The 21,053-nt window shown below is 71.2% G+C and carries 14 protein-coding genes; 8 read left to right on the top strand and 6 right to left on the bottom strand.

The window, feature by feature from the left end; all coding sequences use genetic code 11:
- Positions 1-8 precede the first annotated feature (8 nt).
- A complete protein-coding gene (locus ACFWGJ_RS07000) occupies positions 9-353 on the top strand; it encodes a RedY protein (RefSeq protein WP_387321537.1) in 345 nt (114 codons plus the stop codon).
- Between the two features lie 47 nt (positions 354-400).
- Here ACFWGJ_RS07000 and ACFWGJ_RS06995 read toward each other — a convergent pair whose 3' ends face one another.
- From ACFWGJ_RS06995 to ACFWGJ_RS06970, 6 genes are all read right to left on the bottom strand, one after another.
- Positions 401-1,132, bottom strand: coding sequence for a DNA-binding response regulator (locus tag ACFWGJ_RS06995; protein ID WP_387321536.1), 732 nt, complete (start codon positions 1,130-1,132; stop codon positions 401-403).
- Between the two features lie 364 nt (positions 1,133-1,496).
- On the bottom strand, positions 1,497-2,801 hold the full coding sequence (locus ACFWGJ_RS06990) for a RedV protein (RefSeq protein WP_387321535.1): 1,305 nt from the start codon (positions 2,799-2,801) through the stop codon (positions 1,497-1,499).
- Positions 2,802-2,896: 95 nt separating this feature from the next.
- Positions 2,897-3,679, bottom strand: a complete 783-nt coding sequence (locus ACFWGJ_RS06985) for a 4'-phosphopantetheinyl transferase family protein (RefSeq protein WP_387321534.1) — start codon at positions 3,677-3,679, stop codon at positions 2,897-2,899.
- A 10-nt stretch (positions 3,680-3,689) separates the two neighbouring features.
- Positions 3,690-4,580, bottom strand: coding sequence for a DUF6206 family protein (locus tag ACFWGJ_RS06980; protein WP_387321533.1), 891 nt, complete (start codon positions 4,578-4,580; stop codon positions 3,690-3,692).
- A 10-nt stretch (positions 4,581-4,590) separates the two neighbouring features.
- Positions 4,591-5,034 carry a DUF6041 domain-containing protein gene (locus tag ACFWGJ_RS06975; protein WP_387321532.1) on the bottom strand — a complete coding sequence of 148 codons (444 nt, stop codon included), beginning with the start codon at positions 5,032-5,034 and terminating at the stop codon, positions 4,591-4,593.
- Positions 5,035-5,128: 94 nt separating this feature from the next.
- Positions 5,129-6,367, bottom strand: coding sequence for a beta-ketoacyl-[acyl-carrier-protein] synthase family protein (locus tag ACFWGJ_RS06970; protein WP_387321531.1), 1,239 nt, complete (start codon positions 6,365-6,367; stop codon positions 5,129-5,131).
- A 526-nt stretch (positions 6,368-6,893) separates the two neighbouring features.
- Between ACFWGJ_RS06970 and ACFWGJ_RS06965 the strand changes: the two genes are divergently transcribed.
- The 7 genes from ACFWGJ_RS06965 to ACFWGJ_RS06935 all read left to right on the top strand — a co-directional run bounded on the left by ACFWGJ_RS06965 (position 6,894) and on the right by ACFWGJ_RS06935 (position 21,045).
- Positions 6,894-7,901: a beta-ketoacyl-ACP synthase III gene (locus tag ACFWGJ_RS06965; protein ID WP_387321530.1), complete on the top strand. Its 1,008-nt coding sequence runs from the start codon at positions 6,894-6,896 to the stop codon at positions 7,899-7,901.
- 71 nt (positions 7,902-7,972) lie between these two features.
- Positions 7,973-8,227: an acyl carrier protein gene (locus tag ACFWGJ_RS06960; RefSeq protein WP_387321529.1), complete on the top strand. Its 255-nt coding sequence runs from the start codon at positions 7,973-7,975 to the stop codon at positions 8,225-8,227.
- A gap of 61 nt (positions 8,228-8,288) precedes the next feature.
- Complete coding sequence (locus tag ACFWGJ_RS06955; RefSeq protein WP_387321528.1) at positions 8,289-8,549, top strand: acyl carrier protein; 261 nt, start codon at positions 8,289-8,291, stop codon at positions 8,547-8,549.
- Positions 8,546-10,513, top strand: coding sequence for an aminotransferase class I/II-fold pyridoxal phosphate-dependent enzyme (locus ACFWGJ_RS06950; RefSeq protein WP_387321527.1), 1,968 nt, complete (start codon positions 8,546-8,548; stop codon positions 10,511-10,513). Before ACFWGJ_RS06955 ends, ACFWGJ_RS06950 begins: the two co-directional genes overlap by 4 nt.
- Before the next feature lie 7 nt (positions 10,514-10,520).
- Positions 10,521-12,254, top strand: coding sequence for an amino acid adenylation domain-containing protein (locus tag ACFWGJ_RS06945; protein WP_387321526.1), 1,734 nt, complete (start codon positions 10,521-10,523; stop codon positions 12,252-12,254).
- 11 nt (positions 12,255-12,265) lie between these two features.
- A complete protein-coding gene (locus ACFWGJ_RS06940) occupies positions 12,266-20,176 on the top strand; it encodes an aminotransferase class I/II-fold pyridoxal phosphate-dependent enzyme (protein ID WP_387321525.1) in 7,911 nt (2,636 codons plus the stop codon).
- 20 nt (positions 20,177-20,196) lie between these two features.
- Complete coding sequence (locus ACFWGJ_RS06935; RefSeq protein WP_387321524.1) at positions 20,197-21,045, top strand: thioesterase II family protein; 849 nt, start codon at positions 20,197-20,199, stop codon at positions 21,043-21,045.
- The last annotated feature ends 8 nt before the right edge of the window (positions 21,046-21,053 follow it).

Genomic DNA, 21,053 nt, shown 5'->3' with positions numbered 1-21,053 from the left:
AGTACACCATGACGATCATCGTCCACCGGATCCGTCTGCTCGACGGTGTGGCACCGGACCGCTTCGAGACATGGGTGCGAGACGTCGACTACGCCACGTGCCCCGAGCTGCCCAGTGTCCTGTCGTTCAGCGTCCAGCGGGTGGTCCGGGGCGGGGGCGGCACGGAGGACGGAGAGGCAGCGCAGGACACGCCCCCCGCCTACGTCGAAATCATCGAGGTATCGAGCCTCGCGGACTTCGACCACGACATGCAGAGTCCGCCCTTTAGAAAGCTGGTCTCCGACTTCGACCGGATGGCCGAGGTCGTGTCCGAGACGGTGGGCGACCGTATCGGAGACGGCTATCGCGTGTGAATAGCGGAGGGGCCGTCGGCGTCGAAAGGCCTTTTGCTTTGCAGTCGTCAGCTCCGCCCCGAGTCCTTTGAATTCTGTTCAATGGCCGCCATGAGTCCGGTCTCGTAGGCGACGGCCACGGCCTGGGCACGACTTCCGACACCCAGTTTCCTCAGCAAATGGTGAACGTGGGAGCGAACAGTCGCCGTGGAGACCGATAATTTCTCCGCTATCTCCGCATTGGACTTTCCCTGTGTGAGCAGCGCGATCACCTCGGTCTCCCGCGGCGTCAGCGAGGGCACGACGCTCGCGGCGAGCGCGGAGGCATGGCGCTGCGGCAGGTGGTCGAGGCTCCTGCGGGCCGCCTCGGGGATGACCATGGCACTGCCCGCGCTGACCGTCCGCAGGACATGGATCAGCTCGTCGGCGGAGGTGTCGGGGGCGAGGACGGCACGGACACCGAGCCGCAGGATCTCGATCGAGCGGCTGGCGCTCTCCGCCTTCGTGATGTGGACGACCTTGGTCAGTGCCGCGAGAGCGGTCAGCTCCCGCTTGTCCTCGATGGTCAGGGCGGGGGCCACCACCACGGTGACGTCCGGTGCCGAGTCGGCGGCGGCGGCTTCCGAATCCGTCCCGGTCGCGTACCCGATGACAGCGATGTCGGGCTGCTGGTCGAGAAGGGCCCGCATTCCCGCGCCCACGATCGATCCCTCACAGCAGAGCAGCACCCGGATGTCGCGGGCGGCACCACCGCCCGGGGCGGTGTGATGCGCCGGGGAGGCCGGCCAATCGTCCCGCACGGCTCGGTGTCCCGACCTCCGCCGGTGGACGCTCATCGCTCGGCGATCAGGTAGGTCGTCCACGCGAAACGATGAGTGGCATTGAGGCCCGTTCGCCGAGAGCAGTGCAAGGTTCGTTCCTCCCCCGAGATTGACGCGACCCTGCGTGTTCCAGGAGACCCTCGCTGCTTATCGGTCTCGCAACATCGAGGCCGCATGGCATATGCAGGGTAACACAGGAGACACACGATCACGGCTCTCCGAGGACCTCATGGAGTTTTACCACCGAGTAACCTCGTGCCTTATCTGTCCGGTATTTGGTGGCTGGTTCTGACAACCCACAGGAGAATTTCATGAAACCTTTGGACGCCGTGTCGGATCGTGGTCAGATCGTGCGTACGGCACGGGCTCCTATCCGGCGCGGTGATCGCGGGAAATCCGTGAGAGGGTGCCCCAATCTGCTCACGAAGAAGGTCCGGCCGGGCAGTCCCAGCTGGTCCTGCAGCTCCTTTCGTACGTCGTCGTGCTGCAGGACGACGCTGACGGGGTGCAGCGCGAGCCCCGCCTCCGTGGCCCGCAGCCAGTACTCGGCCAGGCGGGCTCCGCCGCGGACGGTGGCCTCGACACCGGGGGACGCGTCAGTGAGACCCATGGCGACGACGACCGGCGACGGCCCTACGACGCGGGCGAGTTGGCGGGCGAGCACGCGGTGGTAGCCGGCGTGGCGGAGCGCCCTCATCGTGGTGGGAGCCAGCGCCAGGCGCAGGGCGTGGCGCCTGGGGGTCGACAGCGGCCCGAACAGCTGACTGAGGGGGAAGCCGTCGCCCAGCGCATGGGCCTCGGCCTCGTCCCGGCGCACGAACGAGTACGTCTCGCGCCAGGCCTGTCGATGGCTGAAGTCGCGTCCCCCGTGGCGGGCCACGAGGCCGGCGAAGGCGGCGCGGTCGCTGTCGGCCACGAGATGCCGGACGGTGACGTCCGCGCCCTTGGCGACGCCGGCCGACGGGGCGGACAGGCCGTCCAGGACGGCTGGTTCGACCGCGTCGGGCCGGTAGGGCGCGCGGTTGGTCCGCCGGGCCAGGGCGGTGCGGCGGAGTTCGGCGAGTCCGCCGTCCGCCTCGCCCGTGCGACGCAGCCGGACCGCGCACAGGGGTGACCATGACACCGGCCAGGTGTCACCGAGAGGGCGACCGGCGTCGTAACCCCCGCCCGCCCGGGCATCAGCCACGCCTGTCCGTCCCTCGGCCCTGCCCGCCCGTCCGCCGGTGAGCGGTTCGACGAAGTGGATACGGTCCGTCGACCAGCCCTGGAGGGTCAGGGAGCGCAACAGGACCTGGAGGTACGCCCCACAGCTGACCAGCATCTCGACGGCGTGCGCGGGCAGGGAGGTGAGTTCGCGCTCCCGGTCGAGGGCCAGGATCACGTACTCGTCCGTGGCACCACCCCCGGTGCCACTCCCGACGAAGATGCCAGTTGGCGCTTCGGGCCCGTCGGCCGGAGCCTCGTCGACGAGCCGTTCCACCGCGCGGCGCGCGTCACGGCCGGTGGGCCAGGCGACACCCCAGGGCTGACAGTTGTGCGACGACGGGCTGAGCGCGGCGATGCCGGCCGCTTCGCGCAGGGCGTGTTCGAAGGATGCCCGGCGGTCCGCGGAGGGCGGCCGGGGTGTCGAGGCGGGTGAGCTGGTCACGGTGTCCGTTCTCCTCAGTGCCACACGGGTCCTTTCAGCGCCACACGAGTCCCATTACTGCCTTATGGGTCTCCTCGCTGCTGCACGGATCTCCCTCATTGCCACACGAGTGCCAGGGCGTAGCCGTCCACTTCCCGGGCCCAGCTGTCGAAGCGGGAGCCGTCGGCGGCCGGTGCGTGACGGCGCAGTTCCGGTCCGGCCCGCCAGGCGAACCGGCCGTCTGGCCACCACTGGGTGAGCCGCACCTCGCGGCTGTCCACCCGCATGCCGAGCCCGAAGTGCTTGAGCACCGCCTCCTTGCAGGCCCATCGCAGGGGCAGCGGCATCGCGCCCACTCCCCCGAGGCGGGGGTCCGCCGCGATCTCCGGGGGATGCGTGAGCAGTTCCGCGAGCGGTGGTGGCACCTGGCGGCTGCGCTCGACGTCGATCCCGACGGCGCGCGGCCCGCAGACGGCGACGGCGAAGTCCACCGAGTGGGACAGACCCACCTCCACGCGGGCGTCGACGACGGGTTTCCCGGCGCGGAGCCCGTCCGCGACGGCACCGACCGTGATGTCGCGAGGGCGCAAGGAGGTGCCGGCGTGCCGCCACTGATAGGCGCTCACGCTGTGCTTGATGGCCAGACGCCCGGCCAGCCACTCCAAGCGCCTTTTGCGCAGGCGCAGTTGGGCCGCCTGCCGGTTCTCGTCGTCGCTGAGGTGCCGGGCGCCGATCGTCGCACGGTCCGTCTCGTCGCGTGCGCGCAGCCAGGCGATCGACACCACGGCGAGGGTCAGCGGGCCGCGGGCGTGAGTGACGTACAGGGGGCGCGCGGGGTCGAGGGCCATGCTGTCGTCGAGGCTGCGGGCCGCGAGGCGGTCCGGCGAGGTGGTCGTCATCGCCGGGTCTTCAGCGCTCCACGCGCGGGGGCAGCAGGAACGGGTAGGTGCGGCGTCTGATCCTGTGGTGCCAGAAGCGGTCGGCCTGCCGCAGCCGCTGGATGAGTTCCCACATCCGGGCGTCGTCGCGGTAGTACGCGGCCACCTCCTCCACGGTGACCGGCCTGTGCAGCCGGGCGTTGGCCTGTTCCAGGAACCCGGGTACGAGATCGTGGAGCCGTTCCTTGTACAGGTTGCCGAGGAAGTCCAGCAGGACACCACGGGGCTCGTAGAACTTGTCGAAGATCGACTTGGTCATCGAGACGCGGACGGCGTCGCGCAGGAACCAGGGCAGCGAGCTGAAGAAGAGCCGGACGTCCAGCCGTTCGCGGTTGCGGGCGTCCCGCATGAGGGGCGTCGTCACATCGATGTACACCAGCTCACCGCCGACATCGATCCAGTTGTTGGCCTGCGCGTCCAGTCCGAGGGTGGGCTCCACGGCGCGCTCGACCCGGTCGAGGAACCGGGAGAAGAAGTCCTTGATCCAGATGTCGTCCTCGGTGTGCAGCAGTCTGGAGCACAGCCGGTGCGAGGGCAGTTCGCGCTGCACGCAGTAGGCCGTGATCCGCCCCGACGGCAGCTGTGTGTGCCACAGCTCGGTGTCGGCGACGCCGAGGCCGTTGTCCCCGAGCCTTCCCAGGTACTCGCGCAGGCCCTCCTCGTACCGTTCGAAGCGTCCGCGGTCGGGGAACACCGGCAGTCGTTTGCACGCGAAGGGGCCGTCACCGCTCTCCAGCCGCAGCACCAGGCTGACTTCGCCGTACCCGAGGACATCGAGGGCGCTGTCGTCCATGGTCCTGAGCGCGGCTTGAACCCGGTCTTCCAGCTGGGCGAGTTCGACGTGCGGAACGGTGAAGGACATGGCGTGACCCTTAACTCTGGTTGTCCGTCCTGGCCCGCGAGGTGGCCGCGGCGGACGGGGACGGTGTGCGCCGGTGCCGCACGAGGAGGTAGATGGCCGCGGCGAAGAACGCGGCGTCGAGCACGAGGATCTGCGGCACGCTGCTGACGAGGATGACGACCAGGCAGACCAGCATGAGCAGCTGGCCGTAGAGCGCGGAGACGACCAGGTGGCGGTCGAGGATCAGGACGATCCCGCTGACGGCCATCGCCGCCGCGACGAACACGGTGACGCCGGTGGGGTGTGCGGCGAGCCAGTCGGTGAACGGGCCGAGGACGGCGACGCCGTCGTTGCCGTCCGCGGCGCCGTCGAGGCGCTCTTCGACCGACTCGATCTCCGGGAAGAACTTGCCGATGCCGGCGATGACGTAGAGGACGCCCACCGTGCGCTGGAGGATCAGGTCTCGTTTGGTCACCCGATGGAGTCTTCCGGTGTCGTGGCCTGGCGGCCGGGGCTTTTTCGGACGAGAGCCACCGACGGTGCGATCCGGTGCTCGTGGGTACGCCGGTTCAGGCGGCCGTGATCACCAGGACCGCGTTCTGTCCGCCGAAGCCGAACGAATTGCTCACCGCGACCTCCACCTTCCGTTCCCGGGCCGATCCGGCGACGATGTCCAACTCGACCTCGGGGTCCTGCCGTTCGAGGTTGGCGGTCGGCGGGACGGTGCCGTTCTCGACGGTCAGCACGGTCAGCGCGGCCTCGATCGCGCCGGCCGCGCCCAGGGTGTGGCCGGTCACCCCCTTGGTGGAGGTGACGGCGGGGCCTTCGCCGAGGAGCCCTCTCAGCACCTTGGCCTCCACGGCGTCGTTGAGCGGTGTGGAGGTGCCGTGGGCGTTGACGTGGTCGACCTCCCCGGGCGTGACACCCGCTCCCGACAGGGCCGTGCGCAGCGCCTGCAGCACCCCGGTGCCCTCGGGGTCGGGGGCGGTCATGTGGTACGCGTCGGCGGAGGCCCCGTACCCGGCGATCCTCGCCCGGACCGTGGCCCGGCGCGCGCGTGCGTCCGCCTCGCGTTCGAGGACGAGCATGCCGCTGCCCTCGCCGATGACGAACCCGTCGCGGTCCGCGTCGAAGGGACGGGACGCGGCGGACGGCGCGTCGAGCCTCCTGGACAGCGCGCCCATCTGCGCGAAACCCGTCACCATCAGGGGGCTGACCCCGGCTTCGGCGCCGCCCGTGACGACCACGTCGCAGCTTCCGTCACGCAGGAGTTGCATGGCCGTGCCGATCGCCGTGGCACCTGAGGCACAGGCCGTCGCCGTGACCAGGTTCGGCCCCTTGGCGTGCAGGTCCATCGCCAGGTGTCCGGCGGCCATGTTGGGCACGAGCATCGGGATCAGCAGGGCGGACACCGCTTCCGGCCCCTTCTCTAGCATCCGCCGGTGCTGGGTCTCCCAGGTCGCCACTCCTCCGAGGCCGCATCCGACGACGACCCCGACGCGGACGCCGTCCCAGGTCCCGGGGTCGAGGCCGGCGTCGGCGACCGCCTCGCGTGCCGCGGTGATGCACAGCTGGCTGAAGCGGTCGTGCGCGAGGGAGCTGCGTCGGCCCACGTGTTCGCGGGCGGAGAAGCCGGGCACGGTGCACGAGATGTCCACGGGGAGACCGGCCAGCGAGGGGTTCGTGGCCGCCGGGGACCGGCCCGCGCACACACCTTTCCAGGTGTCGTCGGCGCCGATGCCGGCCGCGGTCACCAGGCCGACCCCCGTCACGGCGAGGGGCGGCGAGGGCGAACTGAAGGTGGTCATGCCCGTTCCAGCCTGCCGTACATCATGCTCATGCGTCCCTCACGCTCATACGTCCCTCACACTCATGCGTTCCTCTCGCCGACGCGATGCACCCTGCCTTCCGGCGCTCGCAGGACACCGCCACGCCGCTTCGCCGTCGAGTGTGGGCGGCCGGGCTGACCGACCGCTGACCGATGGCTGACCGCGCGCTGACGGACCGTCCCCCTGCGGCGCGGTGGCGCTGTGTCAGTCATCGGTCAGTGCCTCGTCAGCGATCGGTCAGCCCTCCGGACCAGACTCGGCCCGGACACCACCCCGGACACCCCGGAACACATGACCCCTGCACCACATGACAGTCACCGCCACGTGACAGTTCCCACCGCATGACTGTCCGCACCGCATGACCGTCCGCACCGCATGGATCTCCGGAGCACATGGCCGTCCGGAAGACGAGGAGCACTCCCGTGGTTGCACGTCTTCGCGACCGACCGGCACCGCGCTGCGTCACCGGTGACCGCCCCGGCCGGCCGGGCCAGGACGGTGTCCGTTGAGCCGGGCCGCCGTGCTGACGGGAGTCGGCAGCTGCCTGCCGCCCAGGGCCGTCCCGAACGACGAACTGGCCGCCGGGCTGGACAGTTCCGGGGAATGGATCCGCTCGCGCACGGGCATCGAGCAGCGGTACTTCGCTGAGCGGGGCACGGCGACCTCCGACCTGGCCGTCGGGGCGGGCGAGAGAGCCCTGAAGAGCGCGGGCGTCTCCGGTGTGGACACGGTGCTCGTCGCGACGACCACCCCGGACCGCCCCTGTCCGGCGACCGCCCCCGTGGTGGCCGCCCGGCTCGGGATGAGGGGAACGGCCGCCTACGACGTGTCCGCCGTCTGCACCGGGTTCGTGTACGGGCTGGCGACCGCGGCGGGACTCATCTCCGCGGGTGTCGCGGACCGTGTGCTGGTGATCGGCGCGGAGACGTTCTCCACGCTGCTCGATCCCGAGGACCGGTCCACGGCTGTGATCTTCGGGGACGGCGCCGGAGCCGTCGTACTGCGCTCGGGAGATCCGGCGGAGCCCGGCGCGCTCGGCCCGTTCGACCTGGGCAGCGACGGGGACGGCGAGGACCTGATCACCGTGCCCGCGGGCGGCTCACGCCAGCGCCTGTCCGGGCTGGCACCGGCGGCAGGCGAACGGTACTTCGCCATGTCGGGCAAGGAGGTCTTCCGGCACGCGGTGCTGCGCATGACCGCATCGGCCCGCACGGTCCTCGCCCGGGCGGGCTGGCGGGCGCGGGACGTCGACCATCTGGTCAGCCATCAGGCGAATCTCCGGATCACCAACCATGTCGCCGACGACCTGGGGATTCCCCGGAGTCGCTGCGTCAGCAACATCGCCGAGGTCGGCAACACCGCGGCGGCCTCCATCCCGCTCGCCCTCGACCAGGCGCACACCGAAGGTGCGCTGCGGCCGGGCGGGCGGATGCTGCTCACCGCGTTCGGCGGCGGGCTCACCTGGGGGTCCGCGGTGCTGACCTGGCCGGACCTGGACCCGGCGCGCGCGTGAGCACCAGTACCAGTACCAGTACCAGGGCCAACAGGAGCGCGAGTACGAGCACGAGCGAAGGAGCACACGGCATGAGCGTGATGTACGGCAGGCTGGTCGATCTGCTGGTCGACCGTTTCGAGGTGGACCGTGCGGAGATCGGCCCTGACACCACGTTCGAGGACCTCGACATGGACTCGCTGTTCCTCGTCGAGCTGCTTCTCGTCATCCAGTCCGACTTCGGTGTGCAGGTCGGTGACGACGCCGCTTCTCCCGGCGACACGATCACGCAGGTCGCCGACCTGATCGAGCGCCTCGCGTCCGCCGAGGTCCCCACCGGGCCGTGACCAGGCCGCAAGGAGCCGGCAGCCAGGCCGGAGTCCGCCGGAAAACGAGCCGAGGACGACCATGACCACCCAGCAGTCCATCATCAACTACATCGCCGGTGTGTGGCTCGACGGTGACGCCGAGGGCCTCGACGCGCAGGTCCCCCTCGCCGAGCTCAACATCATCGACTCGGCCGGGATCTTCGACCTCGTGCACTACATGCAGGACGACTTCCGTGTCACCGTCCCGCTGCGGGAGATCTCCCCGGCGAACTTCCGGACGGTCGACGCGATGGCAGCACTGGTCGAGCGGCTGCGGCGAGAGGGGGAGACCGTCCGATGACGAACATCACCGGGGACAGGCCGGACAGTCACGACGGGCGGGCCGGGCAGCACGGGCAGGACGGCGGCGGCGTCCGGCGTCAGGTCGTCGACATCATCGCCTCACGGACGCTGTACGACGAGTCCTACCTCCTGCCCGACAGCCACTTCGAGGCGGAACTCGGTATCGACTCGGTCATCTTCGAATCGATCCTGGCCTCGGTGAAGGAGCAGTTCGCGCTGGTGGCGCCGCTGCCGTCCGGCCTCGTGACGGTCGGCGACCTCGTCCGCGCGGTCGAGCAGGCCTGTCAGACTCCCCCTGCGGTCGTCCTGCGACCGGCGGACACCGCACCGGGCGGCTCACTCCTGGAGACGGTCGTCACCACCACCATGCGGCACACCCAGTACCAGCGCGATCAGCTGGCGCCGGGCGCCGACTTCGAGAGCGAGCTGGGCATCGACTCGGTGGTCCTGGCCTCGATCGTGGCCGACGCCGCACGTGAGCTGGGCCTCCCCTCCGGCCTGGCGGGCACCGTCACCGCGACGTCCCTGGACGAGCTGGTGGAGGCCCTGCGTCCGTACCACGAGGACGGGCAGCGGGTGGAGCAGGCGCTCACCGGCCTCGGTCGGGGTGCGGAGCGGATCCCGGACGAGCGCGCGGCGGCCCAACGCGCCACGGACGACCTGAACACGGGCGACCTGGACACGGCCGACCTGGACGCGGCCTGGGACGGCCGCTCGATGAAGGACTTCGTGGAGGAACGCGACGGCGACCTGTTCGCAAAGACCCGCAGCTTCGGCAGGTATCTGCGGCGGCGCGAGGCCGAGCGGCTCTACTGGTACGGCATGCCCCTGCACTCCCGCTCCTCGAACCGGGCCGTCGTCTTCGACGAACTGGAGGGGCGCGAACGCGAGTTCCTGATGTTCGCGTCCAACAACTACCTGGGCCTGGCCAACCATCCCCAGGTGATCGAGGCGGTCTGCGACGCCACCCGCCGGTACGGGGCCACCCACACCGGCTCCCGGTTCATCGGCGGGACGAACATGCTCCACAAGGAACTGGAGCGGCGCCTCGCGGCCTTCAAGCAGCGGCCGGCCTGCATCGTCTATCCCGGTGGCTACGCGGCGAACATCGGCGCGATCTCCGCACTGGTCAAGAGCTACGACACCGTCGTCGTCGACAAGCTCAACCATATGAGCATCGTCGACGGCGCCCGGCTCTCCGGCGCCACCCGCCGGATCTACCAGCACAACGACATGGCGGACCTGGAGCGCATTCTGAAGCGCTGCGACGAGGGGCCCGGCGGCACACTCGTCGTGGCCGACGGTGTGTTCAGCATGCACGGCGACATCTGCGACCTGCCCGAGATCGTCCGCCTCGCCAAGGAGCACGGCGCCCGGGTCATGATCGACGACGCCCACTCCACGGGAGTGCTCGGCAGGCGCGGCTCGGGAACGGCCGAGCACTTCGGGCTAAAGGGTGAGGTGGACCTGGAACTCGGCACGATGAGCAAGACCCTCGCGGGCATGGGCGGTTTCGTCGTCGGCGACGAGGAGGTCGTCGAGTACCTCCGCTTCTACTCGAACTCATACGTCTTCGCCGCGAACATCCCCGCCGGTGTCGCCGCCGGGCTGATCGCGTCCATCGACGTCATCGAGTCGGAGCCCGAACGCATCACGAAGCTGTGGCACAACATCCGCGTTCTGCAGAGCCAGTTGGCGGACGCCGGCTTCGATCTGGAGAACACCAGCAGCGCGATCCTTCCCCTGGTCGTCGGTGACGAGCGCAAGGCCATGGAGATGGGCCGCGCGGTCCGCGCGAGAGGGCTGTACTGCCAGACCGTGGTGTTCCCGGGTGTGCCGCTCGGTGACGCGCGGCTGCGGGTCAGCGTCACCTCGGAGCACACCCCCGAGGACCTGGAGACCGCAGCGGGCATCTTCGTCGAGGCCGGCCGCGAGGTCGGTGTCCTGCCGTCGGCGGGGTGAGGCGACGATGACGGAAACAGCACTGCCGCGGATGCCGCACGGCCGCGATTCCTCACCGCCCGGCTCCGGCGCACCGGCGAACGCCTCCGGAGTCTCAGCGGATGGCTCCGACGACACCTCGCTGATCAGGCTGCCGCGGTCGCTGTCCCGGGAGCAGGCGGCCCGGCCCGCGTTCGTCGGCAAGCAGACAGTCACGTACGGGCAGTTGGGGGCGGGCGTCGCCGCCGTCGCGTCCGGTCTGCTCGGACTCGGCGCGACGCTCGGCGACCGGGTGGCGATCTGGATGGACAAGACACCGCGTTACGCCGAGGCGATCCTCGCGGCCCTGCGCGCCGGTTGTGCCTATGTCCCCCTCGACGGCGGCCAGCCGGCCGCACGCGTGGAACACATCCTCACGGACTGCGAGCCCTTCGTCCTCTTCACCGACCACCGGCACCTGGGACTGCTCGCGAATCGTGAACTGCCCACCTCCGTACGGGCGGTCGTGGTGACCGACGACACCACCGGTCAGGTATCGAACGGGACCGCGGTGAGCGCGACGGCACCTGTCCGGCCGTGGGCCGACTTCGCCGCGCCGGCAGGGGAGAGGGCGGCTCCCGTCGAGATCGCGCCCACGCCGGATCGCGACGACCTCGCCGCGATCCTCTACACCTCCGGTTCGACGGGCACGCCGAAGGGGGTGCGGATCTCCTACCGGAACCTGGCGAACTTCATCCGCTGGGCCCGTACGGAACTGGCCGTGGGACCGGACGACGTCTTCGCCAACCACGCCTCCTTCAACTTCGACCTGTCGACCTTCGACCTCTTCACCGCGCTGTCGGTGGGCGCAGGGGTCTGGATCGTCGCCGACGACCAGACACGTGACGTCACGGCACTGGCCGGGGGGATACGCGAGTACGGCGTCACGGTGTGGTACTCCGTGCCCTCCGTGCTGAACCTCCTGACCCGCTCGGGAGCGCTCACCCCGGACACGGTACGCACCCTGCGGTACGTCCTCTTCGCCGGCGAGGTGTACCCGATCGGGCAGTTGCGTTCCCTGGCGACCCGGTTGCCCGAGGAGACGGCGCTCTACAACCTGTACGGGCCGACCGAGACCAACGTCTGCACGTACCACCGGGTCCGTGCGCAGGACCTCGCCCGGGACGAGCCCGTACCGATCGGCACCCCGGTGCCCGGCGGCCGTGTGTCCGTCGTGGACGAGGACGGACGCACGCTGCACGGGCCCGCAGCCTTCGGCGAGTTGATCGTGGAGGGTGACTGTGTCACGCCCGGCTACTGGCGAAGGGCGTCGGACCCGGCCGACCCAGGAGACGTGGCCGCCGGACACCGGAAGGGCCGCCACGCCACCGGCGACCTGGTGAGCCACGAGGGAGACGGCCTCGTCTACCGCGGGCGCCGTGACCGGATGGTCAAACTCCACGGCTACCGCGTGGAGTTGGGCGAGATCGAGGCAGCGGTGCTCAAGCACCCGGCCGTCGCGTCCGCCGCCGTCGTGGTCGACACACAGGGCGCGGAGCCGCGGATCGCCCTCTACTACACCCTCGGCCCGGGCGCCCGGCGGCCGAACCTCATCGAGATCAAGCGGCACTGCGCGCAGCACCTGCCGCGCTACATGCTGCCCCAGCTGGCCGACTGTCTCGATGAACTGCCCCACAACGCCAACGGCAAGACCGACTACCACCGCCTGGGCAGCGGGACGGCCGGTCCTGTCCGGCACTCGCAGGCCGTGCCCGGCAACTGACGGAGACGCTCATGAACCAGGATCCCGACAAGACCCCCTGGCAACCCTGGCAGGGGAAAGAGCCGAAGACCGTCGCCGGGCTGCTGCGCCGCCATCTCGAACACCGTCCGGACGCGCTCGCCTACCGCTTCCTCACCGGAACCGACACGGTCCGCGCCGACGCACTGAGCGCGACAGAAACAGGCGAGGCGGGACAGGGCGAGTCGTGGAACTACCGTGAGCTCGACCTCCGGACCCGGGCCGTGGCCGCACTCCTCCAGCGCGAAGGCCTCGCCGGCAGACCCGTCCTGCTGCTGCATCCCCCGGGGCTCGACTACATCGCCGGCTTCCTCGGCTGTCTGTACGCGGGAGCCATCGCCGTACCGGCCTACCCGCCGGACACCCGGCGCTTCGGCCAGACCATGCCCCGGCTCGCGGCCATCGCCCGGGACTCCGGTGCCACCCACGCCCTCACGACCGGAGCCCTGTCGCGGTTCGCGGCCACGAAACGACGTGAGATGGACTCGCTCGGGCTCGGCGGTCTGCGCTGGCTGGCGCTGTCCGAGCTGGACACCGCCGGAGCCGACGACTGGTACGAGCCTTCCGTCGAGAGCGATGCGACGGCCTTCCTCCAGTACACGTCCGGCTCGACCTCGTCCCCCAAGGGCGTCATGGTCAGCAACGGCAACCTGCTGCACAACCTGCGTTCGATCCATCGCAGGCTGGAGCACGACGCCGGATCGGGCATGGTGTCCTGGCTGCCCCCGTACCACGACATGGGACTCATCGGCGGCATCCTGACCCCCCTGTACGGCGGGTTTCCGGCCCACCTCATGTCCGCGATGTCGTTCGTACGGCAGCCGCTGCTGTGGCTGGAGACGCTGTCGCGGACCGGGGCGTCGACCAGCGTGGCCCCCAACTTCGGCTTCGAGCACTGCGTGCGCCGGATCACGGACGAGCAGCGGGACGGCCTGGATCTGAGCCACTGGAGGCTGGCGCTGAACGGCGCCGAGCCGGTCCGCGCGGACACGCTCGACCTGTTCGCCGAACGGTTCGCGCCCTGCGGCTTCGAACGCCGTGCCCTGCTGCCCTGCTACGGGCTCGCAGAGGCGACGCTGATGGTGACGGGGGTCGGCGCGCACGAGGCGCCGCCGGTCGGCGCGTTCTCGTCCGCCGCGCTGGGCGCGGGGGCCGCCGAGCCCGCGCGGGGCGAGCGGGCGGTCCGGCTGGTCGGATGCGGCCCCGCCGTCGACGGCGTGGACGTGGCGATCGTCGACCCCGGCACGCGAGGGCGGATCACGGCCGAGGGCCGCGTCGGTGAGATCTGGCTCGCGGGCGGGAGCGTGGCCCACGGGTACTGGGGCCGCCCCGAGACCAGCGAGGCCACCTTCCGGGCCCGTATCGAGGGCGAGGGGCCGGCCCCCTTTCTGCGCACCGGCGATCTCGGCTTCCTCAAGGGCGGCCACCTCCACGTGGTCGGCCGTATCAAGGACGTCGTCATCGTGCAGGGCCGCAACCACTACCCGCAGGACGTCGAACTGACCGTGGAGCGGGCCGACGAGGCGGTCCGGGCAGGGTCGGGCGCCGCCTTCTCCATCGAGCTCGACGGCGCCGAGGAACTCGTCGTGGTGCACGAGGTCGAGAGCAGGCGCCCCGACGGGGCGCCCGCGCTCCTGGCGAAGCTGCGCACGGCGATCGCCGAGGAGCACGACGTGGCACCCCACGCCGTCGTCCTCCTCAAGAGGTCGACGGTCCACAGGACGACCAGCGGAAAGATCCAACGCCAGGCGTGCAAGCGGGACTTCCTCGGACTGGGGTTCACCGTGGTGGCGGCCAGCGTCACGAGGGACCTGCTGACACCCCTTGCCACCGGTGCCCTGACCGGCCTGTCCAGCGGCGCGCGCAGGCAGCGGGTGGTCGACGCGGTCACCGAGGTCCTGACGGGTGTCCCGGCGACACCCGACGCGCCGGACGTCACCGGGTGGACGTTCCTCGAACTCGACCTGGACTACCCGGCGCTCCTGGCCGCCGTACACGCTCTGGAGGAGCGGCTCGGCACCAGGATCCCCGTGGGCGCGCTGCTGGTACGTCCGAGGGTCGACACCCTGATCGGCCTGTTCCTCGGTGAGGAACCACGGGAGGAGCCCGGAGAGGAATCCCCAGGGAAACCGGGTGCCGAGGCCGGTCAGCGGCCGCTCTCCGGGGACCGGGCGGCCGATCCGTGGGACGCGGACACCGTCGAGGCCTGGCTGGTCGAGGAGGTGGCGACGCGCCTCGGCCTGTCCGCCGCCTCGGTCGACGTCACCACTCCCCTGGCCTCGTTGGGCCTGGACTCCAAGCAGGCCGTGGCGATCCTCGCGGAACTCGGCGCGCGGACGGGGCGCGCGACGAGCACGGGCACCGCCTTCGAGCATCCGACCATCCGGGCCGTCGCGGCCCACGTCGGTGCCGCCGGGCACTCGACGGGCACGGCGGTCACGACGGCACCGCCACCTGAGTCGAAGCCGTGGCGGCGACCTTCACCGCCGCGGGACTCCGGGCACGAGCCCATCGCCGTCATCGGCATGGGGTGCCGTTTCCCGGGAGCCCCGGACCCGGACAGCTACTGGCGGCTCCTGGTGGACGGGCGCGACGCGATCACGGCGGTGCCGGGCGGCCGTTGGGCCACCGAGCAGGTGGCGGCGCCCGCGTTCGGCGGCTTCGTCGATCGCGTGGACGAGTTCGACGCGCGCTTCTTCGGTCTGTCGGCCAGGGAAGCGGCACGGATGGACCCCCAGCAGCGGCTGCTCCTGGAGACGGCCTGGCAGACCGTGGAGGACGCGGGCCTCGACCCGACCGGCCTCGCGGGCAGCGCGACCGGCGTCTTCGTCGGCATCAGCAGCCATGACTACTCCGCGCTGCAGATGAGCCGGCTGGAGACGATCGACGTCCACGCGGCGACCGGCAACGCGCACTCCATCGCCGCGAACCGGCTCTCGTACACGCTGGATCTGCGCGGGCCGAGTCTCGCCGTGGACACCGCGTGCTCTTCGTCGCTGCTGGCGGTGCACCTCGCCTGCGAGAGCATGCGGCGCGGCGAATGCGACACGGCCCTGGCCGGTGGAGTCAACCTGCTGCTCTCGCCGGGCCTCTCGGTGGCGTTCGCCCAGGGCAGCATGCTCTCCCCCGACGGACGGTGCCGTACGTTCGACGACGCGGCGAACGGCTACGTACGCGGCGAGGGCGTCGGTCTCGTCCTCCTCAAGCCGCTCTCCGCGGCGCTCGCGGACGGCGACCCGGTCCACGCCGTGATCCGGGGGTCGGCCATCGCCCACGGCGGCAGGAGCAACGGCCTGACCGCGCCGAGGGGTTCGGCCCAGCGGTCCGTGATCGACCGGGCCCTGGCGCAGGCGGGTCTGAGCGGTCCGGACATCGACTATGTCGAGGCGCACGGCACCGGCACCTCGCTCGGCGACCCCGTCGAATGGGAGGGCCTGGCAGCCGCCTACGGCCGGGGCAGGCCCAAGGACAGCCCGTGCCTGGTGGGATCGGTCAAGACCAACATCGGTCACCTGGAGTCGGCCGCGGGCATCGCCGGGCTCATCAAGGCCGCCCTCGTCGTCCGACACCGTCAGGTTCCGCCGACACTCCATCTGCGGACCCCGAACCGCCGTCTCGCATGGGACGACGCCGGGCTCGACGTGCCGACGCGGCTCACCGGCCTGCCGGACACCGGCAGCGTACGGGCAGGTGTCAGTTCATTCGGGTTCGGCGGGGCGAACGCGCACGTGGTGCTCGAATCGGCTCCCGATCCCGACCCGATCGACGCGGTGGCTCCGAAGCGGCCGACCCACGCCCTGTGCCTGTCGGCGCACACGCCGACGGCGCTCACCGCGCTGGCCCAGCGCTGGCGTACGCACCTGGCCGCCCATCCCGACGCGGAACTCGCGGACCTGTGCCACACGGCCAACACCGGCCGGGCCCGGCTCGCCTTCCGGGCGGTCGTCACCGGGGGTTCCCAGGAGGCGTTCGACACCGCGCTCGACGCCCTGGCCCGCGGCGGGCCGTCCACCGCCGTGGTGCGCGGCCGGCCCCGGCCGGGCCCCGCGCCGAAGGTCGCGTTCCTCTTCAGCGGCCAGGGCACGCAGTACACGGGCATGGGCAAGGGCCTGTACGACACCCACGGCGGGTTCGCCCGCACCCTGGACCGCGCCGACCGTGTCCTGCGACCGCACCTCGGCGTCCCGCTCACGGAACTGCTGTTCGGGGAGGGGAGCGCCGACCTGCTGGCGAGCACCCGGTACTGCCAGGCCGCGCTGGTGGCGCTGGAGGTCGCCCTCGCCGAGTTGTGGATCTCGCTGGGTGTGCGGCCCACCGCCCTGCTCGGGCACAGCATCGGGGCGTACGGTGCCGCCTGTGTCGCCGGGGTGATGTTCCTGGAGGACGCCCTGACCCTGGCCGTGGTGCGAGGCAGGCACATGGCAGAGCAGCCCGGCGACGGCGCGATGATCGCCTGCGCCGGGGACGCGGAGGCGATCCGCGCCGAGGCCGCCGCCGAAGACTCCGTCGCGGTCGCCGCCGTCAACGCCCCCGGGCATCTCGTCCTGTCCGGGCCCCGTACGGAGATCGACCGGGTACGAGCGCGGCTGGAGAGCCGGTCTGTCGTCGTCAGGCCGCTCACGGTGTCGCACGCCTTCCACTCCCCGCTGATGGCCGGTGCGGCCGGGCCGCTGCGCGCCGCGGCGGACGGTGTCGCGTTCCGGCCGCCGGAGATCCCCTGGGTCTTCGACGCCACGGGCGAACCGGTCACCGGGCCGGTCGGGGCCGACGACTGGGCACGGCACATGCTGGGTCCGGTGCGTTTCGCCGACGGCTTCGCGACCCTGCGCCGCCTCGGCTGCGACGCCTTCGTGGAGATCGGCCCGCATCCGACCCTGCTCACCATGGCACGCACCATGACGACCCCGGACGACGAGGGGACGGTGCTGTGGCTGCCCTCCCTGCGCCGCGCACGCGGCGGCCCGGCGGGCGACGGTGACTGGCAGACGCTTCTCCAGTCGCTCGGCCGGCTGCACTGCGCGGGCGGACCGGTGGACTGGGCCGCGCTGGACGAGGGTGCGCGCAGGCCGCGGATCCCGGTGCCGCACGCGGTGCTCGAAGGGCAGCGGTACTGGTTCTCGGCGCAGTCGTCGACGGCGGGCGCTGTCGCGCAGGACGGCAGCACGGATCTTGATCCGGCTCCGCGGTCCGCCCCGGCGCCGCAGTCCGCCCCGGCCGCCACAGTCACCGCGCCCCCGGTCACCACCGCTCCTCCGGCTCCCATCACCCCGGCTCCCCCGGCCACCGCCGACGGCGACATCCGCAGCGAGGTGGTCGACCACGTGGCGCGGGCCTGCGCATTCCCGCCCGAGCAGATCCCCCTGGACGCACGCCTGGGCGCGGACCTCGGTTTCGACTCGCTGATGCGCACCGAACTCGAACGCGCCCTCGCCCGCCGGTACCCCGAACAACTGGACACGTACCGGGAATCGGTACCCGAGGACCCGACCGTCGGTCAGCTGGTGGCCCTGCTGGGCACCGGTGACCGGACGCCACCGGTCACCGGGAGCCCCGCTCCCCCGCCTGCCGTCGCAGGCCCCCCGGTGAAGCAGGAGCGCGCGTTCGAGGAGTGGGCCGAGTACGCGGAACTGCAGGGCCGCCTCCGCCAGACCACGACCAGCGGCTCGAATCCGTACGGCCGGATCCACGAGGGCCACAACTCCGGCCGTGTCTCCATGGACGGCCGCGCCGTCATCAACTTCTCCTCCTTCAACTACCTCGCTCTGTCGCACCACCCGCGGGTACGCAGGGCCGCGCAGGAGGCCATCGACCGGTACGGCACCTCCAGTTCGGCCACGCCCCTGCTGTTCGGCGAGACGCCGCTGCACCACGAACTCGACGCGGAGATCGCCTCGTTCCTCGGCACGGAGGCCGCGATCGTCTTCGCCGGCGGGCACGCGACGAACGTGGCGACCATCGGGCACCTCTTCGGGCCCGAGGACCTGGTGCTGCACGACGAGTGGATCCACGACAGCGCGCTGCGCGGCTGCATGCTCTCGGGTGCGCGCCGCCGGCCCTTCCCGCACAACGACTGGCGCGCGCTGGACTCGATCCTGGGCACACTGCGCTCGCAGCACCGGCGGGCCCTGGTCCTCATCGAGGGCGCGTACAGCCAGGACGGCGACCTCCCCGATCTGCGCAGGTTCATCGACGTGAAGAAGCGCCACGGCGCGATGCTGATGATCGACGAGGCGCACTCGATCGGTGTCCTCGGGCGTACGGGCCGGGGCATCGGCGAGTACTTCGGCGTCGACCGCCGTGACGTCGACCTGTGGATGGGCACGCTCAGCAAGGCGCTCGGCAGCCTCGGCGGGTACATCGCGGCCCGCGAACCGATCGTCGAATACCTCCGGTTCACCGCGCCGCTGCACATCTTCAGCACCGGTATCTCACCGGCGAACACGGCCGCCGCCCTGGCGGCGATCCGGGTCGTCAGGGACGAGCCGCAGCGCGTGGCCCGGGTGCGGCACCTCGCCGAGCACTTCCGCGACTCGGCCCGCGCCCGCGGCCTCGACATCGGGGTGTCCCGCGCCTCGGCGGTGATCCCGGTCGTCATCGGCGACTGGGAGAAGACCATGGCACTCTCCAACGCCCTGCTGGAGCGGGGCGTGAACGTGATGCCGATCGGCTATCCGGCCGTCGCACGCGACGAGTGCCGACTGCGCTTCTTCGTCAACGCGGACCACACCGAAGAAGACCTGGAACACTCCCTCGACCTCCTGGGACGAGCCATGGCGGAACACACCCACGCGACCCACTCCCCTTCCCACGGCCCCGAGAAGCAGCCGACCGCGACTTCACACCCGACCGCTCACGCCCCTCGCCCTGTACCTGTCCCCGGCCCGTCAGGCGGCTCCGTCGCGGACGTCCTGGTCACCGGCGCGAGCGGGTTCATCGGCGGACATCTGACACGTCGGCTCACCGAACACGGCCACCACGTACGGGTGTTGGTGCGCGAGGGCAGCGACCGTTCCGCCTTCGCGGACCTGGACGTCGAGGTGGCGACCGGCGACCTGAGCGACCCGCAGAGCCTGCGCCGCGCCGCCTCGGGTGTCCGGCACGTCTACAACTGTGCGGGCCTGTCGGCCGACTGGGGCCCGTGGGAGGAGTTCAGGCGGATCAACGTCGACGGCAGCCGCACCCTCGTCGAGGCCGCCCACCACGCCGGGACCGTGGAGCGCCTGCTCCACCTCAGCACCACCGACGTGTACGGCTATCCGGTCACCCCCTGCGACGAGAGCGCGGAGCCCAGGGACATCGGGCTGCCCTACAACCGCAGCAAGGTGCTGGGAGAGCGTGCCGTGCGGCAGGCCGCCGAGCGGACCGGGCTGCCGGTCACCGTCGTACGGCCGGTGTCGGTCTACGGGCCGCGCAGCAAGGACTTCGTCATCGAGATCGCTACGCTGCTGCTGAGCCGGCAGATGGTCTACGTCCGCGGCGGCGCCGTACCGGCGGGGCTCGTCTACGTGGGCAATCTCGTCGACGGAATGATCGCGGCCTGCGCGTCGGACACGGCGGTCGGCAAGGCGTACAACATGCGGGATCCCGACCCGACGACCTGGCGGGAGTACGTGGAGGCGCTGGCGCGCGGTCTGGGTGTGAAGCCTCCCGCGTTCAGTCTGCCGACTCCGGTGGCGCGGGGCGTGGCCACGGTGTCCGAGCGGGTCTACGGCGCCCTGGGAATCAGGTCCCGGCCCGTGCTCACCCGTCATGCCGTCCATCTCTTCGACCGCGATCAGTCCTACGCCATCGACCGGGCGCGCGACGACTTCGGGTTCAAGAGCGAGGTGGGCTTCGAGGAGGGCATCGAGCTGACGCTGGCCTGGCTGGACTCGCCGGAAGGCCGCGCGCTCGTCAGCCGCTGACCCCGACCGGGAGGATCCACGTGCACACGATCGAGCGGCCGGCGGCGAAGGGCCCTGGGGCTTTGCGACCGGCGACTGCCGCCTGGTTCCCGGGCTTCGGCCCGAGCGCGACCACAGCCACGGGTGCCGCGGCACGCCCCGCCCCCCTGCGTCTCGTCTGCCTCCCGTACGCGGGCGGCACGCCGTCCGTCTACCGCAACTGGGCGGCGCACCTCGGCGACGACGTGCAGGTCGTCCCCGTGCTCCTGCCCGGCCGGGGACTGCGCGTGCGGGAGGCGCCGTACACCGACATGGGTGCGCTGGTCACGGATCTCACGGACGCGCTGGTCGAGCACGAACTCGCCGATGGATACGCCCTGTTCGGGCACAGCATGGGAGCGCTGCTCGCCTACGAGGTGGCGCGTGAGCTGCGGGACCGCGGGCTGCCCGAGCCGGCGCACCTGTTCGTGTCGGGCAGCAAGGCACCGCACCTGTACGGCGACCGCAGCGACCACACGCTCTCCGACGCGGATCTGCGGCAGCTGGTGCGCGACCTCGGCGGCCTGGGCGCCGACGACACCATCGGCGGCTCGTACCTGGAACGGCGGCTGCCGGTGCTGCGCGCCGACCTCACCGTCTGCGAGACCTACCGGTGGGCCCCGCGCAGCCCGCTGAGCTGCCCGATGACCGCGTTCTCCGCCACCCGTGACCCCATCGCGCCGGCGCGCGAGATGGAGACATGGCGCGTCCACACCCGGGGCTCGCTCCTGCGCCACCACGTGGAGGGCGACCACTTCTTCCTCAACGGCGCGTCCAGGCCGTACCTCCTGCGCGAGATCCGTGCCGAACTCGCCCGCCACCTCGCCCGCCGCCTCGACCGACCACTGTGAAGAGGGAA

This window comes from Streptomyces sp. NPDC060205 (genome assembly GCF_042728395.1).
Classification (GTDB): domain Bacteria; phylum Actinomycetota; class Actinomycetes; order Streptomycetales; family Streptomycetaceae; genus Streptomyces.
Note: the sequence above shows the minus strand (reverse complement) of the source record. Positions and strands in the feature narration are given on the sequence as shown.

Bases quoted from the DNA above. Each gene is read 5' to 3' on its own strand.
- ACFWGJ_RS07000 (WP_387321537.1), top strand. From the start codon at position 9: ATGACGATCATCGTCCACCGGATCCGTCTGCTCGACGGTGTGGCACCG.
- ACFWGJ_RS06985 (WP_387321534.1), bottom strand. From the start codon at position 3,679: ATGACGACCACCTCGCCGGACCGCCTCGCGGCCCGCAGCCTCGACGAC.
- ACFWGJ_RS06980 (WP_387321533.1), bottom strand. From the start codon at position 4,580: ATGTCCTTCACCGTTCCGCACGTCGAACTCGCCCAGCTGGAAGACCGG.
- ACFWGJ_RS06970 (WP_387321531.1), bottom strand. From the start codon at position 6,367: ATGACCACCTTCAGTTCGCCCTCGCCGCCCCTCGCCGTGACGGGGGTC.
- ACFWGJ_RS06960 (WP_387321529.1), top strand. From the start codon at position 7,973: ATGAGCGTGATGTACGGCAGGCTGGTCGATCTGCTGGTCGACCGTTTC.
- ACFWGJ_RS06955 (WP_387321528.1), top strand. From the start codon at position 8,289: ATGACCACCCAGCAGTCCATCATCAACTACATCGCCGGTGTGTGGCTC.
- ACFWGJ_RS06950 (WP_387321527.1), top strand. From the start codon at position 8,546: ATGACGAACATCACCGGGGACAGGCCGGACAGTCACGACGGGCGGGCC.
- ACFWGJ_RS06945 (WP_387321526.1), top strand. From the start codon at position 10,521: ATGACGGAAACAGCACTGCCGCGGATGCCGCACGGCCGCGATTCCTCA.
- ACFWGJ_RS06940 (WP_387321525.1), top strand. From the start codon at position 12,266: ATGAACCAGGATCCCGACAAGACCCCCTGGCAACCCTGGCAGGGGAAA.